This is a genomic window from Chromobacterium sp. FG22 (assembly GCF_057809415.1).
Window position 1 is genome coordinate 184,634 of record NZ_JBMDJX010000006.1, and the last position, 16,383, is coordinate 201,016.

12 protein-coding genes are annotated in these 16,383 nt (G+C 65.1%); 4 read left to right on the plus strand and 8 right to left on the minus strand.

What is annotated here, in order from left to right; translation table 11 throughout:
• Positions 1-177: 177 nt before the first annotated feature.
• Entirely contained in the window at positions 178-453 is a 276-nt protein-coding gene (locus ACODSD_RS08500) for a metal/formaldehyde-sensitive transcriptional repressor (RefSeq protein WP_107799205.1), read from the minus strand.
• A gap of 125 nt (positions 454-578) precedes the next feature.
• On the opposite strand from ACODSD_RS08500, the gene ACODSD_RS08505 reads away from it, so the two are divergent.
• Positions 579-1,718, plus strand: coding sequence for a HoxN/HupN/NixA family nickel/cobalt transporter (locus ACODSD_RS08505; protein WP_488877169.1), 1,140 nt, complete (start codon positions 579-581; stop codon positions 1,716-1,718).
• On the opposite strand, the gene ACODSD_RS08510 is transcribed toward ACODSD_RS08505, so the two are convergent.
• The 4 genes from ACODSD_RS08510 to ACODSD_RS08525 form a co-directional block, all read right to left on the minus strand.
• Positions 1,715-4,174, minus strand: a complete 2,460-nt coding sequence (locus ACODSD_RS08510) for a S9 family peptidase (RefSeq protein ID WP_488877170.1) — start codon at positions 4,172-4,174, stop codon at positions 1,715-1,717. The two genes, ACODSD_RS08505 and ACODSD_RS08510, sit on opposite strands and share 4 nt — an antisense overlap.
• 102 nt (positions 4,175-4,276) lie before the next feature.
• Complete coding sequence (locus ACODSD_RS08515; protein WP_235088790.1) at positions 4,277-5,272, minus strand: LD-carboxypeptidase; 996 nt, start codon at positions 5,270-5,272, stop codon at positions 4,277-4,279.
• A gap of 209 nt (positions 5,273-5,481) precedes the next feature.
• The gene (gene fliD / locus ACODSD_RS08520; RefSeq protein ID WP_253314233.1) at positions 5,482-6,840 is read right to left on the minus strand and encodes a flagellar filament capping protein FliD; all 1,359 of its coding nucleotides are present in this window, start codon (positions 6,838-6,840) and stop codon (positions 5,482-5,484) included.
• A 216-nt stretch (positions 6,841-7,056) separates the two neighbouring features.
• On the minus strand, positions 7,057-9,105 hold the full coding sequence (locus ACODSD_RS08525) for a site-specific recombinase (protein ID WP_488877171.1): 2,049 nt from the start codon (positions 9,103-9,105) through the stop codon (positions 7,057-7,059).
• 223 nt (positions 9,106-9,328) lie between these two features.
• Here ACODSD_RS08525 and ACODSD_RS08530 point away from each other — a divergent pair, with 223 nt between their 5' ends.
• The 3 genes from ACODSD_RS08530 to ACODSD_RS08540 are packed head-to-tail and all read left to right on the plus strand — an operon-like array spanning position 9,329 to position 11,276.
• The gene (locus tag ACODSD_RS08530) at positions 9,329-9,913 is read left to right on the plus strand and encodes a TetR/AcrR family transcriptional regulator (protein WP_107799199.1); all 585 of its coding nucleotides are present in this window, start codon (positions 9,329-9,331) and stop codon (positions 9,911-9,913) included.
• A gap of 56 nt (positions 9,914-9,969) precedes the next feature.
• Positions 9,970-10,464: a DUF4442 domain-containing protein gene (locus ACODSD_RS08535; protein WP_227108215.1), complete on the plus strand. Its 495-nt coding sequence runs from the start codon at positions 9,970-9,972 to the stop codon at positions 10,462-10,464.
• Positions 10,461-11,276, plus strand: coding sequence for a crotonase/enoyl-CoA hydratase family protein (locus tag ACODSD_RS08540; RefSeq protein WP_488877172.1), 816 nt, complete (start codon positions 10,461-10,463; stop codon positions 11,274-11,276). The genes ACODSD_RS08535 and ACODSD_RS08540 overlap by 4 nt, the downstream gene beginning before the upstream one ends.
• A 148-nt stretch (positions 11,277-11,424) precedes the next feature.
• Here the strand turns inward: ACODSD_RS08540 and ACODSD_RS08545 are convergent, their stop codons facing one another.
• The 3 genes from ACODSD_RS08545 to ACODSD_RS08555 form a co-directional block, all read right to left on the minus strand.
• Entirely contained in the window at positions 11,425-12,648 is a 1,224-nt protein-coding gene (locus ACODSD_RS08545; RefSeq protein ID WP_019101420.1) for a branched-chain amino acid ABC transporter substrate-binding protein, read from the minus strand.
• A 279-nt stretch (positions 12,649-12,927) separates the two neighbouring features.
• Entirely contained in the window at positions 12,928-14,016 is a 1,089-nt protein-coding gene (gene hemH / locus ACODSD_RS08550; RefSeq protein WP_488877173.1) for a ferrochelatase, read from the minus strand.
• Positions 14,017-14,075: 59 nt separating this feature from the next.
• Entirely contained in the window at positions 14,076-16,373 is a 2,298-nt protein-coding gene (locus ACODSD_RS08555) for a DNA translocase FtsK (protein WP_235088788.1), read from the minus strand.
• Between the last annotated feature and the right edge of the window lie 10 nt (positions 16,374-16,383).

The window sequence follows — 16,383 nt, forward strand, 5'->3', positions numbered from 1 at the left end:
GCATTTCGAAGCGGCACTCACCGTGTAACGCTCCACAACGCGCAGCAGATCGTAAACAGGTTCTCAGGCCCGCTGACAAAACCTCTGATCCTGCATTGCGCCTCCTTGTCGTACTACTGGTACTGTCTGCGTCGGCGCGCCTTGGCTCAGGTGCGCTGCGCGGTTTTGTTAAGGCTCTTATTTCAGATAGGAGCGCAAGACGCCCACCACCTGTTCCAGGTCCCGGCTGCGCTGCAGCGGGTCGTCGGCCTCAGGGCCCAGATGTTCGCGCAGATGGCCCTCCATCACTTCCATCATCAGCCCATTGACGGCGCCGCGCACCGCGGCGATCTGTTGCAGCACGGCCGAGCAATCGACTTCCTGTTCCAGCGCGCGTTCCAGCGCTTCCGCCTGGCCCTTGATGCGGCGGACGCGGGTCAATAATTTCTTCTTGTCTTTCACGGTATGCGGCATGCGCGCGGCTTCCTTCTATTGATAATATACTGGGGTATAGTATATTGACGCCAATCCGCCGCCGGACGCGTTGATTCCAATCGTTCACGGCGGCCAAATGGAACTCATTGTAAAGAAGGTCAAAGATGCCGCCAATCGCCGAGCTGATCCAACAGGGCAACATCAATCTCTGGCTGTTCATTCCGTCCGCCATCCTGTTAGGCGCGCTGCACGGGCTGGAGCCCGGGCACTCCAAGACCATGATGGCGTCTTTCATCATCGCCATCCGCGGCAGCATAGGCCAGGCGGTGCTGCTGGGCTTGTGCGCGGCCTTGTCGCATTCGCTGATCGTCTGGCTGCTGGCGGCGCTGGCGCTCCAATACGGCAATCAGTTGATCGCCGAACAGGCGGAGCCGTATCTGATGCTGTTTTCCGCCGTAGTGGTTTTGGCGGTGGCGGCCTGGATGTTGTGGCGCACCCGGCGGGACAATCTGGCGGCGCGGGCCATGCGGCGGCCGCCAAACGGCGGCAGCATGATAGACACCGGCCATGGTCTGGTCGAGGCCTTGCTTCTGCGCGAGGACGGTCTGCGCGTGGCCTTGTACCAGTACGGCGCCGGCCTGCGACGGCTGAAACCCGATGGGCGCGGCTTGGCTCTGGCGTGGCAAGGCGAGGAGGAGGCCGGGGAACTGGCTTTCGAAACTGAGGGGGAGTATCTGCTCAGCCCGCTCTTGCCGGCAGGGGCGATGGCGAAGGCCTTGCTCCTAAGCCATGGCGGTCACGTTCATCGCTATCCCGTGCGTTTCGCGCCGGCGGCCGGCGCCGAGGGAGCGGGGACGTATCGCCGGGCGGTGAGCGCGGGACCGGCCAAGCCGGCGCGAAGAGCGACGGCGACGCTGCCCGCCTATCAGGACGCGCATGAACGCGCGCACGCCGAGCACATCCAGCGGCGCTTCGCCGGCAGGAAGGTGGGTAATGCGCAGATCGCCTTGTTCGGCCTGACCGGCGGGCTGATACCGTGTCCGGCCTCGGTGACCATTTTGCTGCTATGCCTGCATCTGAAGCGCTTCTCCCTGGGCGCCACCATGGTGGCTTCGTTCAGCCTGGGGCTGGCCTTGGCGCTGGTCAGCGTCGGCGTGCTGGCGGCCTGGGGCGTGCGCCAGGCGGGCGCCCGCTTCGGCGGCCTGGGCGAGTGGGCGCGGCGCGCGCCCTATCTGTCCGCCGGCCTGATGTTCCTGGTGGGCTTGGCGATGGCCGCGCAGGCCGCGCGCGGCCTCGCCGCTTAGCGCTTGTTCAAGGTCTGCCGCGCTTCGTGGGGCGCGGCGCGGCCCAGGTAACGTCCCAGCCAGCGGTCTTGTTCCCACAGCATGTGCAATATCGATTCGCGAGCGCGGTAGCCGTGGCTTTCCGCCGGCAGGGTCACTAGCCGCGCAACCGCGCCCAGGCCTTGTAGCGCCTGGTATAGACGCTCGCTTTGCAGCGGGAAGGTGCCTGGGTTGTTGTCCATTTCGCCGTGGATCAGCAAGAGCGGGTCCTTGATCTGATTGGCGTAGTTGAACGGCGACATGGCTTGATAAACCTCTTTGGCCTGCCAGAAATTGCGTTCCTCCGATTGGAAGCCGAAGGGCGTCAGCGTCCGGTTGTAGGCGCCGGAGCGGGCGATGCCGGCATGGAACAGCCGGGTGTGCGCCAGCAGGTTGGCGCTCATGAAGGCGCCGTAGGAATGGCCGCCGACGGCGATGCGGGCCGGGTCGGCCACGCCCAGGCGCACCACTTCGTCCACCGCGGCCTGGGCGTTCATTTTCAGCTGCGGCAGATAGCTGTCGTTCGGCTCTTTCTCGCCTTCGCCGACGATGGGCATGCCCGGATCGTCCAGCACCGCGTAGCCGCGCGCCAGCATGGCCAGCGGTCCCCAATAGCTGATCCGATTGAAGCGGTAGGGCGATTCCGTCACCTGGCTCGCCGCGGCGGCGGTTTTGAACTCGGTGGGATAGGCCCACATCAGCAGCGGCAGTGGGCCGTCGCGCTTAGCCTCGTAGCCGGGCGGCAAATAGAGGGTGGCGGTCAGCGCCACGCCGTCGGCGCGCCGGTAGCGCAGCAGTGTCTTGGCGACGTCCTTCAATTGCGGCGCCGGGTGCGGCACATGGGTCAGCGCCAGCGGTCCGGACGCTTGCCCCAGCGCCAGACGGTAGAGATTGGGCGGCTGGCTGACGGATTCGCGGCTGAGCAGCAGGTCCCGGCCTGCGTCGTCCAGCAGCGCCGCCGGCCGTTCGAACCAGGGCGCTTGCGATTGCCACAGCCGCGTGGCGCGTTTGTCGTCCAGCGCGTAGCGGTCGACGAAGGGGCGGTCGCCTTCGGGGCCGGCGCCTTCGCCCAATAGATAGATGGCCTTGCCGTCCGGCGTGGTTTGCAGCACGGATTGTCCGTTGGCGTTGCTGATCATGGCCGCCTCGCCGGGGTCGCTGTAGCGGTCTTCCGATTTGCGGCTGCTCAGCAGTTCCGGCGGCCGGTCCTGGTCGGGGCGCGCGCGCCAGACTTTCAGTTCACGGCTTTTCCACCAGTGTTCGCGCACCAGGGCCAGGTCGCCGCGGCCCCAGCGGACGTCGGCGAAGCGGCTGGCCAGCCGCTGCAGCTGCCGCGGCGCTTGCTGGAAGGGCGCGGCTTGCAGATAGAGCGCGTCGCGTTCGGCGGCGTTTTGTCCGGGGTCGCCGCCGTCCAGCGCTTCGACCCAAAACAGGCTGGCCGGCGCGTCGGCGCGCCAGGCGATTTCGCGCGGGCCGGTCTCCACCGCGTCGTTGCCGGAAGGCATGCGTTCCAGCAGCGGCCGCTGGGTCACGGTATGCGCGATGCGGCCTTGCCGGTCCAATACGTCGACGCGCTTGGGGAAGCGGGAGATCGGCACCAGGCCGGAGTAGGGGCGTTGCAGGCGGGTGGCCAGCAGGTATTGGCGATTGGGCGAAGCGCTGACGCCGAGATAGCGGTCGGGTTGGCCGATGGGGCTGAGCTTGCCGTCCAGGCTGAGCAAGGCCAATTGGCTTTGCAGCTGGTAGTCCAGCAGGTCGGCGTCGTAGGGGGTCTTGAGCAGGTCGGGATAGGTCCGGGTCTGGGACGGCGCGCCACCTTCGCTTTGCTGGATATTGGGGCCGCTCGGAGCCTGGGGCGGCCGCGGCGCCGGGCCCTGTTTCGCCGGCACGCGCTTGATCAGCAGCTGTTCGCCGAACCAGGCGAAGCCGGGGCCGGTGGCGGCGTTGAGGTGGACCTCGCCCAGCCGGCGCGCGCGGGCGTCGGCCACGTCCAACAGCCACAGCTCCACGCCCTTGGCGCCCCATAGGCTGAAAGCCACGCGGCTTTCGTCGGCGGACCAGGCGCTGTCGGCGATGCGGGCCCCGGCGGGCAGGCCGCGCACCGCGCGGCTGCGGCCCTGTTTCACGTCCAGCAGGCTTAGCGCGTTGCCGAAGTCGAAACGGCTGGCGGCGCGCATGGCGGGGTTCAGACGCAAGCCGGCCAGCTTGAGTTCGGGCTGGGCGACGTCGGCGATGCCGGGCAGACCGGGGCGATGGATTTGTAGCAGGGTCCGGCGCTTGGGGCCCAGGCTTTGCAAGGGCGGGCGCGGCGCGTCCACCAGGGCGCGCAATTCGGCGGGCGGGGTCTGATAGCCCTGTTCGGTGGCGCTTGACGGCGCCGCGGCCAGCAGGCCGGCGATCAGCGGCGCGCCGGCCAGCAGCGGAATACGAGGGGGCATGCGGGGCTCCTGTGAGGGATGGCGGGCAAGCGGAAAAACTTGCCCTAGTCTCGCAGGAGCGTCAAGGCGCGCCGCGCGCGGGCGGCGGAAGGCGCGAGCGCCCTAGAGCGGCGCGGGAACGCTAAGTAGTTCTTTTTGTTGCGGATTGGCCGGCGTCACCGGGTAGTCGAAGAACTGCAGCGTCAGGCCGCCGCCGTCCGCGCTGAAGCGGGCCGGGAAGCCCAGCGGCAGCGTGGTCTTGTCGTGGACATGACCAAAAGGAATGCCTGTCAGCACCGGAACGCCGGTCAGACGGCGGATTTCCGCCAGCACCGCGTCCAGGGTGTAGCCGGGGTCGTAGAGGTCGACCTGGCGGCTCATATTGAAATCGCCGATGAAAATGGCGCGCTGTTTGGCCAGCACGCCGGCCAGATGCAGCTGCTGCAGCATGCGTTCGATGCGGTAGGGCTGTTCGGCGACGTCCTCCAGGAACAGCAGGCCGCCCTTGATGTCCGGCAGATAGGGTGTGCCGACCAGGCTGCTGAGCACGCTGAGGTTGCCGCCCCAGAACACGCCTTCGCCGCTGGCGTTGTGGCGCTGCGGCGCGTCGACGCGCAGCTGGCGGTTGGCCGTGGTGGTGGTGGTCAGGAATTCGTTGAGGGTGAAGGCGCTGGGTTGTTTGGCGCCGAAGTCGCTGACCATGGGGCCGGCGAAGCTGCCCAGCCCGCCCTTGGCCAGCAAGGCCAGCTGAATGGCGGTGAAATCGCTGTAGCCGATCAGCTGGCTGCCGGATTCGCGCAGCAGCGGGCAGAGCCGGCCGTAGTCGATGTGGGGCAGCAGCCGCGTGGCGCCGTAGCCGCCGCGGCCGGCCACCAGCAGCTGCGGCGCGCTGCGGCGCGAGATCAGCTGATTGAGGTCGGCCAGCCTTTGCGCGTCGCTGCCGGCGAAACGCTGATGGCGGCGGTCCAGCGCCTGGACATTTTCCAGCTGATAGCCGGCCAGGCGCAGCCGCTCCACGGCTTGCTGCTTTTGGCGCGCGTCCGGCAGCGGGCCGGAGCAGGCGGTGAAATAGAGGCTGCTGCCGACGGCTGCCGGCGCGGGAAGGGATTGGTCAACCATGGTGCGACATCCTTGCAAGAGGCCAAGGCCGGCGCTGAGCGCGCCCATCTGGAGTAGTTGGCGACGAGAGTATTGAATGCGGGCAGTCATTGAATCCGGGGCCGAAGGGCCGGTGCAAACGGGGTTCGACAGCGCGAGGCTGCGTGAGTTGCGTCAGTATACGGCAAACGCCGCGACGGCGCAGAGCGCCGCCGCCGGCGTCGCCGCGCTCAAGCCAGCAGATTGGCCAGGCTGGAGGTGGACTGCTGCATGGCCGACAGCTCGCTGTTGAGCGCGGTGTATTCGTTCAGCAGCGAGCTTTTCTCGTTGGCCAACTGGTTGTTGAGCTGAGCCTGCAGATTGGTTTCGTCGTTGATCTTGACGTTGATGTCGCCCTGATCGGCGGTGATCATGCCGTTGGGGCCCAGCAGATTGTTGATGGCGGTGTTGAAGGCGTTGGCGTAGCCGTTGTTCTGGGCGTTGCCGAACAGATTGGCCACAGCGCCGGGATCGGCGTTCAGCGCGGTGGTGAAGGCGCTGGAATCCAGTTTCAGCGTGCCGTCCGCCTGCTGGGTGATGCCGACCTGGGCCAGATAGGCGTAAGAGGAGGAGGCGTTGACGCCCGGCACCGGCGTGCTGAGCAGGCCGGACAGCTGCTCTTGCAGGCCGATGACGTCGCTATTGTTCTTCATGCTGCCGTTGAGGGCGGCGTTGCTGGCGCTGATCACCTGGTTGTAGGCGCTGACGAAGGTTTGCAGCGTGGAGGTGACGTTGGCGGTGTTCTGGCTCATGTTCAGCGTCACCTGGCCCAGCTTGTTGAGGTTGACCGTGGCGCCGTTGATCACATTGCTCAGGGTGTTGCTGCTGCTGGACACATTGACGCCGTTGACGGTGAGCAAGGCGTCCTGGGCCGCCGCGGATTCGCCGGCGGCCGCGCCGCTCTGGCTCAGGCCGGCCAGAGTGTTGCCGGACGCGGCGCCGCTGTCGCTGCCGCCGGCGGCGATGCTGAAGGCGTTGGCGGGGCCGGATTGCGCGGAGGCCAGTACCAGCGAGAACTTGCTGTTGTACTCCACCACCGAGGCGTTGACGCCGATGCCGGCGCTATTGATGCTGTCGGCGATGGAGGACAGCGAGACGGCGGAGCCGTTCTGGCCCAGTTGCACGGTGCTGGTGGTCCCGTTGACGGTGAAGCTCAGCGCGCCGGGCGCGCCGGCCAGCGCGGCGTTCTGGTCGGTGATGGCTTGCCCGCCCGAGGTTTGGTCGAACACCAGTTGTCTCGGCTGGGCCAACTGGGTGACGTTGAGCGCGTAATTGCCGGCCACGCCGCCGCTGGTGGCGCTGGCGCTGGCGATGGTGTTGTCGGTGGAGGCGATCTGAAATTGCTGCAGAAAGCTGCCGGAGGCCATGGCGGTGGAGGCGGTCTGCAGGCTGGACAGCGCGGAGCTGATCTGGCCGATGGAGCTGAGCTGGGACTGATAATTGCTGACCCGGCTCTGGCTTTGGGTCAGCGGTTGCGAGTCCACTGCGATCAGCTGGCTGACAATGCTTTGCACGTCCAGCGGCCCTACGCTGGTGGTGATGGATGCCATGACGACGCCTCCCTGGCGCACCGCTGCCGCTGGCGCGCTTGTCTTGCGAGAAAATCAAGCGTTGTGGTCGTTGCGTGTTCCATCACGGGGCCGCCGGCTGCCAGCCGGCGGGGGAATACTGTCATGTTATCGGCCGTTTGGCTGTCAACTTTAATCCCCGGCCCGACACTCGCAATAACGCGGGCCGGGCCGGGCGGTTGACGGCCCTGCGGCGGCTCAAGAGTGGTTTTTGAGCTCGGCGGCGGCGTCCGCGGCGGCGTCTTCCTGCGCGACGGTCTTGGGCGGCAGGAAGAAGGACAGCGGCGCGCTGAGGAAGCGCTTGAGCAGCATCGGCACCAGCGGCCACAGCAGGCTGCCGGACAGCTTGCGCGAGCGCAAGGCCACCCACAAAGCCAGCGAGAAGCTGACCGCCAGATTGGTCAGGCCGATCAGCGCCACGCCGGCGCAGCCGAGCAGCACGGTGGCCAGGGGCAGCTGGAAGTCCTGCGCCACGGTGGCGAAGGCCAGATTGGCGGCGGAGAAGGTGATGTGGCGGATATCGATGGGCAGGCCGAGGATGAAGCCTATGGTGCCGGTCAGGCCCAGGAACATGCCGAAGTAGAAGTTGCCGGCCAGCGCGCCCAGATTGTGTTCGATATAGTTGCCCAGTCTCCAGGCGCGGTTTTCGCCCAATAGCCGCTTCAGCCCGGCGTGGGAGGCGATGCGCTCAGGAATGCGGCGGTAGATCGCCTTGTTGTCGTAATAACCGGCGATCAGGCCGGACAGGAACAAAAACACCCCGGCGATGGCGGCGTGAGGCAGCGCCAGGCTGTGGATGGGGTCGATGTCGTGCAGCAGGCTTTGCGCCTTGACCACGTCCACCACCGGCGCGCCGAAGGCGGCCTGCCAGGCGAAGGCGATCAGGCCGGCGGTGGGGATGGCCAGCAGCACATTGCCGAGGATGGCGACGAACTGGGTGCGCATCACTTTGACCACCAGGTCGGCCAGGTCCTCCAGCTGCTTCTTTTGTCCATTGTTTTCGTGCAGCACCGCGGCGATGCGCGCGGCGGTCATCGCCGGCTGCTTGGTGGCGATGGTCAGGTGCAGGATTTGCACGATGATGAAGCCGATCGCGTAGTTGAGGCCGAAGGCGATGCCTTCCCACAGCGGCGGCAGGTGGCCGCGGCTGAGCATCAGCTTGATCAGCGCCATGAAGCCGACGATGAGGCCGGCGCCCATCGCCGCCTTGGCCATGGCGGACCACTCCTTGCGGCTTTCCGCGATGTAGTGCTCGCCGTGGCGGCCGGCGTGCTCGGTGACTTGCAGCGCCAGCAGCTCCACATTGGATTTGAACAGATCGCGCAGGCTGTATTTGCGGTTTTCCGCGCGCGCGAAGGTGACGATGAGCTGGAACAAGTGCGGTTCCGCGGCCGGGTCGTGTTCCGGGTCCAGGATGGCCAGCAAGGCGCGGATGCGGGCGATGCTCTGCGCCAGCCGCAGGCCGTGGTAGGTGAGGTTGACCGAGATGCCGAAGCGGCGCGCGTTCTTGCGCACCTTGTTGAGTATGCTTTCGCACTGGTCCAGCAGCACCAGCACGTGCTTGTCGTCCTCGGCGCGCGGCAGGCCTTCGATCAGATCGCGGCGGTAGCCGTCGACGTAGCGCTGCACTTCGGCGTTCAGATTGAGAAACGGCGATTCGAAGCGTTCGATGTCCGGATTGATGCGCACCAGCTCCGGCTCCAGGCCGATGGCGGTGATCTGGGCCGACAGCACTTGCACCGATTCCAGCAACTGCAGGCGGGTCTGCTGCCAGCCGTCGGCGTTGTCGTTCTCCTGCCAGGCCATCGCCCGCCACAGCGCGTGCCAGGTGGCGTCGGGGATGGCCGCCAGCCAGATGTAGTCCTGCTTCCAGCTGAACAGCCGGCTGAAGCGGTCCTGCAGCGAATCCGCCTTATAAGGCATGGGCAGAATGCGTTCGCCGACGCGTCGCAGCAAGGTGGAGCCGAAGCCTTCGTTGGCCAGGATGCCGCATTCGGTGTACAGCGGAATCTGCCGGGTTTCGGTCAGCAATTGCAGCAGCGCCTTGCGCAGGGCCGCGCGGTATTCGGCATGGTGTTCCAGCAGATAGGACAGCGCCTGCAGATTGACGACGGCTTGTTGCGGCTTGCCGGCGTCGTCGGGGCGCAGGCACTGCAGCAGCGCGGACAGGGCGTCGAGCTGGGCCGGCGCTTGGCTGATCTGGCGCAAGGCCTGCTCCAGGCTGGGGGACTGATTGTTTTCGCTCATCTAGGGTGCTGGTTAGGGGGCTAGTGGGTGATGGGGGCGCGATTCCGGCCCATGACCTTAATGGTAGGCGCAAGCGGGCTGATTTTCCGACGCGGCGCGGACGGCCGGCGGCGCGTGGAATCGGCATCGGGGTTTAGAGATGGGGACGATTGATTCAGTTTCCAGCTTTGCTTGCAAAATCGCGCAATTGACACCTTACTGACCAGTAAGTAGAGTGCTTCGCATGACTCAAGGCCCAGATCCCAAGACCGACACCCGCAAGCGCATCCTGGACATCGCCGAGCAATTGCTGCTCAGCCGGGGCTTCAACGCTTTCAGCTACCAGCACATCAGCTCGGAGCTGGGCGTGCGCAACGCCGCCATTCATTATCACTTCCCCAAGAAAAGCGATCTGGGCGTGGCCTTGATCCAGCGTTACCGCCGGCGTTTCCAGCGCTTCATCGACCAGCAGGCGGCGCTGGATCCCCAGGCGCAGCTGGAGGCGTATTTCGGTCTGAGCGACAGCTATTACCGGCAGCACCGGCAGATCTGTCCCAGCGGCATTCTCAGTACCGAATTCCTGACGCTGCCGGAGGAAATGCAGCGGGAAGCGGCGGCCTTCATCGACGAGATGCGGCTGTGGGCGGTGGACATCACTAGGCGCGGCGCGGCCAGCGGCCAGATGCGTTACGCCGGCACGCCGGAGGCCATCGGCATGATGCTGTTCTCCGCCTTGCAAGGGGCGCTGCAGCTGGCGCGCATAGATCAGCACGCGCTGGAGACCATCAAGCAGCAAGTGCGCGCGGTGCTGGGCCTGGGCGGGCATTGAGTGCCGGAATCACGACAACAACAGAGGGGCGCTACATGGAGTACAAGAAAAACAGCATGAGCCGCATTGCCGACAAAGTGGGCAAGCTGCCGGCGGGAATGCGCAGTACGGTATTGAGCATGATGTTCGGCAAGATCGTGCCGTTTCTGTCCACCGCGGGCCTGCGTTTCGAGGAGGTGGGCCATCAGCGTTTGACGGTGTCCATCCGCAACCGCAAGAAGGTGCAGAACCACATCCGCGGCGTGCATGCCGCGGCGATGGCGCTGCTGGCGGAGACCTCGACCGGCTTCGTCGTCGGCATGAATATGCCGGACGACAAGCTGATGCTGCTCAAATCGATGAAGGTCAACTACGTGCGCCGCTCGCAAGGCGATATGCGCGCGGTGGCCAGCCTGAACGCGGAGCAGATCCAGCTGATGCACGACACGGAAAAGGGCGAGGTGCTGGTGCCGGTGCTGGTCACCGACGAGTCCGGCGAATCGCCGATCGAATGCGAAATGCTGTGGGCGTGGATTCCCAAGAAACGTCCGGAACAAGGAGCGGCGGCATGATCAATCTGGAAACGATACGGATCGAGCTGAACGAACATGTGGCCTTGATCCGCCTTAATCGCGCGGACAAGGCCAATGCGCTGAACCAGCGGATGTGGCAGGACTTGCGGGCCGCTTTCGAGTGGCTGGACGACACACCGGCCGCGCGCGTGGGCGTGCTGGCCGGCGAGGGCCGTCATTTCTGTTCCGGCATCGACCTGGGCATGCTGATGGGCGTGCAGGCGGAGATCGCCGACGATTGCGAGGCGCGCAAGCGCGAGAAATTGCGCCGTCTGATCCTGGATCTGCAGGGCTGCGTCAATAGTCCGGAGCGTTGCCGCAAGCCGGTGATCGCCGCGGTGCACGGCGCCTGCGTCGGCGGCGGCCTCGATATCGCGCTGGCGGCGGATTTCCGCTTCGCGGCCGCGGACGCGGTATTTTCGGTGCGCGAGATCGACGTCGGCATGGTGGCGGACGTGGGCTCGCTGCAACGGCTGCCGCGGGTGGTGGGCGAAGGCCTGGCGCGCGAGCTGGCCTTGACCGGCCGCGACGCGACGGCGGAAGAAGCGTTGGCCATCCGCCTAGTCAACCGCGTGCTGCCGGATGCGGACGCGGTGCTGGCGGCGGCGTTGGAATCGGCGCGGCTGATCGCCGGCAAGTCGCCGCTGGCGATGCGCGGCTGCAAGGAGGTGCTCAATTACAGCCGGGACCACTCGGTGGCGGACGGCCTTGAATATGTGGCGAACTGGAACGCGGCGATGCTGATCTCCGAAGACATCCAGAAGGCCGGCATGGCCATCCTGACCGGGCACGCGGCGCAGTTCCGCGACTGAGCGAGGCTTGTCTCGCGGGTTTCCAATGGCGCCTTAGGGCGCCATTGTTCGTTCTTGGCCCCGTTCACCCGCCGCCGCGCTTCGTGAGCTGCGGGGCGAAAAAAAAGAGGCGCGGAGCGCCTCTTCGGTTCAAGCGGTAGGACTGGGCTTACTGGGCGGCGCTGGCGGCCGGCGCGGCGGCGGCTTCGCCGCCGACGGTGGACACCACTTCCCACTTGCCGCCCTTGACCTGGTACACGGTCACCGCGCCGTTCTTGATGTCACCCTTGTCGTCAAAGGCGATCTTGCCGGTCACGCCGGTGTAGCCGGTCTTGCCCACTTCGGCCAGATAGGTTTTGGGGTCGGTGGATTTGGCGCGTTTCATCGCGTCCACCAACACCATCACCGCGTCGTACTCATACGGCGCGTAGATCTGCACCTCGGTGTTGAACTGCTTCTTGAACTTGTCGTTGAACGCCGCGAAGCCCGGCATCTTGTCGCGCGGCACGCCGCAGCTGGACGCGTACTGGCCGTCGGAAGCCTCGCCGGCCAGCTTGATGAATTCCGGCGTTTGCCAGCCGTCGCCGCCCATCAGCTTGGCCTTGAGGCCCAGGCGCTGCATCTGCTTGGCCAGCGGGCCGGCTTGCGCGTCCATGCCGCCGTAGAAGATCAGGTCCGGCTTGCTGGCCTTGATCGAGGTCAGAATGGCGTTGAAGTCGGTGGCGGTGTTGGTGGTGAACTCGCGTTTCACCACTTCGGCGCCCTTGCCCTTGACCGCGGCCTCGAACTGATCGGCCAGGCCCTGGCCGTAGGCGGTGCGGTCGTCGATGATGGCGATCTTCTTGGCTTTCAGACCGGTGGCGGCGAATTCGCCCAGCGCGCGGCCTTGCTGCACGTCGTTGGCGATCACGCGGAAAGTGGTCTTGAAGCCTTGCTTGGTGTAGTCCGGGTTGGTGGCGGACGGAGAGATCTGCGGAATGCCGGCGTCGGAGTAAATCTTGGACGCGGGGATGGTGGTGCCGGAGTTCAGGTGGCCCACCACGCCGGCCACGCCGGCGTCAACCAGGCGCTGCGCCACTTGGGTGCCGATCTTCGGGTCGCCCTGGTCGTCTTCCGACACCAGTTCGAATTTGAGCTTCTTGCCGCCGATCTCCACGCCGGCGGCGTTCAGGTCGGCAATGGCCAGCTTGGCGCCGTATTCATTGTCCTTGCCCAGATGGGAAATCGGACCGGACATCGGCGATACCTGGCCGATCTTGACGACGGCGCCGTCGCCTGCGGCTTGAGCCGGGGCCGAAGCCGCCTGATTGGCGGCCGGTTGCTCTTGCTTGCCGCAGGCGGCCAGGGTCATGGCGGCAGCGGCAATGACGCTGAGGCGGACATATTTGTTCATGTGATGTATCCCCTGATTCTCTATTCTGTAGACTCTAGTCATCTCTTTGTGGCCAACGGTATTTGGTGAAAATGACCATTGGTTGCGTTTGATTATGGGTAGCTGTTTGCGCGAGTGTCAATGTCAAAACCGGGGAGGGGTGCAACTATTTGTAAACTTCTTGGGTAATGGTGTGTCTAAAGCGCAAACGCCACCTGGAATAACTGCCAGGTGGCGTTTCTTGTTTTTCAAGTTTTTGAATTTAAACGACTTGTTCGGATTTTTGCCGGCAGTCCGGTTTCAGGTTTTGGCGCCCAAGGCCTTGGCTCGTTCTTGGCGCAGCGGGGCGTTTTCCTCCGGGGCCTCGCACCATCCCGCCAGATTCTGTTTGATCATAGTCGAGATTGCGTGAATCCATTGCGGGTTTTCATTCAAACACGAAATGTATCGATATTCGCCGCCGCCATGGCTGAGAAAGGTCTCCTTGCCTTCCATCGCGATTTCTTCCAGCGTTTCCAGGCAATCGGCGATAAAGCCGGGACAGAGAATATCCAGCTTGCCGGTCTTGTCTTTGCCCAACTGAGCCAATACTTCGCTGGTATAAGGCTGCAGCCATTCCGCGCGGCCGAAACGGCTTTGGAAACAGACTTGGTACTCCTGTTGCGTCAAGCCCAGCGCTTCCGCCAATAAGCGTCCGGTTTTCTGGCATTCGCAGTGATAGGGGTCGCCCTTGTCGCGGGTGAAGCGCGGCACGCCGTGGAAGCTCATCACCAATTTGTCGCCGCGGCCGTGCTCGCGCCAATGCGCGCGCACTTGTTCCGCCAGCGCGCGGATATAGCCGGGGTCGTCGTGGAAATGGCGAACGGTGCGCAGCTCCGGCATATTGCGCAGCTTCATCAGCGCGCGGAAGACCTGATCCAAGGCGGTGGCGCTGGAGGAGGCCGCGTATTGCGGATACAAGGGCAGCACCAGCAGCCGTTCCACGCCTTGTTCGCGCATGCGGGCGATCACATTTTCCACCGAAGGCTCGCCGTAGCGCATGGCGAAGTCCACCACCAGATTGCGCAAGCCCATCTCGCCCAACTGGCCCTTGATCAGCGCCGCCTGTTGGCGGGTGTGGGTGTAGAGCGGCGAACCGTCCTTTTCCCAGATCGCCGCGTATTTCTTGGCGGATTGGGCCGGGCGGGTGTTCAGGATCACGCCGTTGAGGATCAGCCACCAGAGCGCGCGCGGGATTTCGATCACGCGGCGGTCGGACAGGAATTCTTTCAGGTAGGGGCGCAGCGCCTTGGCGGTGGGCGCTTGCGGCGTGCCCAGATTCATCAGCAGCACGCCGGTCTTGGGCGCGTAGTCGTGACGAAACGGGGGTTCGGGCTTGAAATTCGCCATGCGGGACCTCTTGGTTGAGGCCGGGCGGCATGGCGCCCGGCCGGGTTTGGTGGCTTGTCTTAGTCTTCGCGGGACGGCGCCAGCACTGCGCGGTTGCCGTTGCTTTCCATCGCCGAAACCAGGCCGGCGGACTCCATTTGCTCGATCAGCCGCGCGGCGCGGTTGTAGCCTATGCGCAGATGACGCTGCACCGAGGAGATGGACGCCTTGCGCGTCTTGAGCACGATGGCGACGGCTTCGTCGTAAAGCGGGTCGGCTTCGCCGTCGGATTCGCCGTCGAGGCCGGAGGACGCGCCGTCGTCGCCCTCGCTTTGGCCGGTGAGAATGCCTTCCACGTAGTCCGGTCCGCCGGTGCTTTTCAGGAACTCCACCACATGGTGGACTTCCTCGTCGGCGACGAAGGCGCCGTGCACCCGCACCGGGTAGCCGGTGCCCGGCGGCAGATAGAGCATGTCGCCCTGGCCCAGCAGGGTTTCCGCGCCCATCTGGTCCAGAATGGTGCGGCTGTCAATCTTGCTGGACACCTGGAAGGCGATCCGCGTCGGGATATTGGCCTTGATCAGGCCGGTGATCACGTCCACCGACGGCCGCTGGGTGGCCAGGATCAGATGGATGCCGGCGGCGCGCGCCTTCTGCGCCAGCCGCGCGATCAATTCCTCGATCTTCTTGCCGGCCACCATCATCAGGTCGGCCAGCTCGTCGATCACCACCACGATCAGCGGCAGGGTGTCCAGCGGTTCAGGCGTTTCCGGCGACAGGCTGAAGGGGTTGGGGATCTTCTCGCCGGCCTTGTCCGCATCCTTGATCTTCTGATTGAAGCCGGCCAGATTGCGCACGCCCAGCTTGGACATCAGCTTGTAGCGGCGCTCCATCTCCGCCACGCACCAGTTCAGCGCGTTGGCGGCCTGTTTCATATCGGTGACCACCGGGGCCAGCAGATGCGGAATGCCTTCGTAGATCGACAATTCCAGCATCTTGGGGTCGACCATGATCAGCCGCACTTCCTTGGGCGTGGACTTGTAGAGCAGGGACAAGATCATCGCGTTGATGGCCACGGACTTGCCGGAGCCGGTGGTGCCGGCCACCAGCACGTGCGGCATCTTGGCGAGGTCGGCGGACACGGGCTGGCCGGCGATGTCCTTGCCCAGCGCCATGGTCAGCCGGGAGGCCATGTTCTGGTAGCCGTCGGAGCCGACGATTTCCGACAGACGCACGATCTGGCGTTTGGGATTGGGCAGCTCCAGGCCCATATAGGTTTTGCCGGGAATGGTCTCCACCACGCGGATGGACACCAGGGACAGCGCGCGCGCCAGGTCCTTCATCAGGTTGACCACCTGAGCGCCCTTGACGCCCACCGCGGGCTCCACCTCGTAGCGGGTGATCACCGGGCCGGGATAGGCGGCCACCACTTTGACGTCGACGCCGAAGTCGGCCAGCTTGCGTTCGATCAGCCGCGAGGTGTATTCCACCGTGTCCTGCGATACCGGCTCCTGCTGCTCCTTGGGCGCTTCCAGCAGCGTCAGGCCGGGCAGCGCGCCGTCCTTGGGATCGGCGAATAAGGAGTGCTGCACCGGCTTTTGCGCCTTGGTGGACAGCGGCACGTCCAGCACCGGCGGTTCGATGCGCAGAGGGATTTTCTCTTCGTTCTTCTTTTTCTCGGTGGTGATCTTGGCTTCGCGCTTCTGCGCGGTTTCCTTGCCGATTTCCCTGTCCTTGCGCGCCTGCCAGCTGTGCCACAGCTTCAGGGCGCCGTCTTCCAGCGCGCCGCCCAGGCGTTCCATGATGTCCAGCCAGGACAGGCCGGTGAACAGGGAGAAGCCGATGGCGGCCAGCACGCTGAGCAAGAGATAGGCGCCGGACAGGCCCAGGCCGTGGGCGATGCCTAGGCCGATGAAATGTCCCAGCATGCCGCCGGCGGACAGCGGCAGATTCAGCGCTTTTTCGGCCAGGATGATGGCTTCAATGCTGGCGCTGGAAAACAGCAGCAGCAGAAAGCCACCGATGGCGGCGACGGTGATGGGATTGAGCTTGAAGCCCAGGGTTTCCATCCGCTGATAGCCCCAGGCGATGGCCACCAGGCAGAACACCACCAGCCACCAGGCGGACAGGCCGAACACATAGAGCAGCATATCGGACAGCCAGGCGCCGAAAGCGCCGCCGTAGTTGCGCACCGTGGGGTCGGAAGAGCTGTGGGACCAGGAGGGGTCGAGCGGGGAGTAGCTGGCCAGCACCAGCACCAGATAGACGGCCAGCACGGCCATCAGCAGCCACCACGCCTCGCGCAGCAGCGAGGCCAGCTGCGGCGGCAGCGGCGTCTGGCTGTTTTTGACTACGGCTTTGCGCTTGAAAAGTCGCATTTTTCTCTTG

What these genes read in the sequence shown, in the direction of transcription:
- ACODSD_RS08510 (WP_488877170.1), bottom strand. Translation starts at nt 4,174, where the DNA reads ATGCCCCCTCGTATTCCGCTGCTGGCCGGCGCGCCGCTGATCGCCGGC.
- ACODSD_RS08535 (WP_227108215.1), top strand. Translation starts at nt 9,970, where the DNA reads ATGAGCCGCATTGCCGACAAAGTGGGCAAGCTGCCGGCGGGAATGCGC.
- fliD (WP_253314233.1), bottom strand. Translation starts at nt 6,840, where the DNA reads ATGGCATCCATCACCACCAGCGTAGGGCCGCTGGACGTGCAAAGCATT.
- ACODSD_RS08530 (WP_107799199.1), top strand. Translation starts at nt 9,329, where the DNA reads ATGACTCAAGGCCCAGATCCCAAGACCGACACCCGCAAGCGCATCCTG.
- ACODSD_RS08555 (WP_235088788.1), bottom strand. Translation starts at nt 16,373, where the DNA reads ATGCGACTTTTCAAGCGCAAAGCCGTAGTCAAAAACAGCCAGACGCCG.
- ACODSD_RS08500 (WP_107799205.1), bottom strand. Translation starts at nt 453, where the DNA reads ATGCCGCATACCGTGAAAGACAAGAAGAAATTATTGACCCGCGTCCGC.
- ACODSD_RS08515 (WP_235088790.1), bottom strand. Translation starts at nt 5,272, where the DNA reads ATGGTTGACCAATCCCTTCCCGCGCCGGCAGCCGTCGGCAGCAGCCTC.
- ACODSD_RS08545 (WP_019101420.1), bottom strand. Translation starts at nt 12,648, where the DNA reads ATGAACAAATATGTCCGCCTCAGCGTCATTGCCGCTGCCGCCATGACC.
- ACODSD_RS08525 (WP_488877171.1), bottom strand. Translation starts at nt 9,105, where the DNA reads ATGAGCGAAAACAATCAGTCCCCCAGCCTGGAGCAGGCCTTGCGCCAG.
- ACODSD_RS08505 (WP_488877169.1), top strand. Translation starts at nt 579, where the DNA reads ATGCCGCCAATCGCCGAGCTGATCCAACAGGGCAACATCAATCTCTGG.
- hemH (WP_488877173.1), bottom strand. Translation starts at nt 14,016, where the DNA reads ATGGCGAATTTCAAGCCCGAACCCCCGTTTCGTCACGACTACGCGCCC.
- ACODSD_RS08540 (WP_488877172.1), top strand. Translation starts at nt 10,461, where the DNA reads ATGATCAATCTGGAAACGATACGGATCGAGCTGAACGAACATGTGGCC.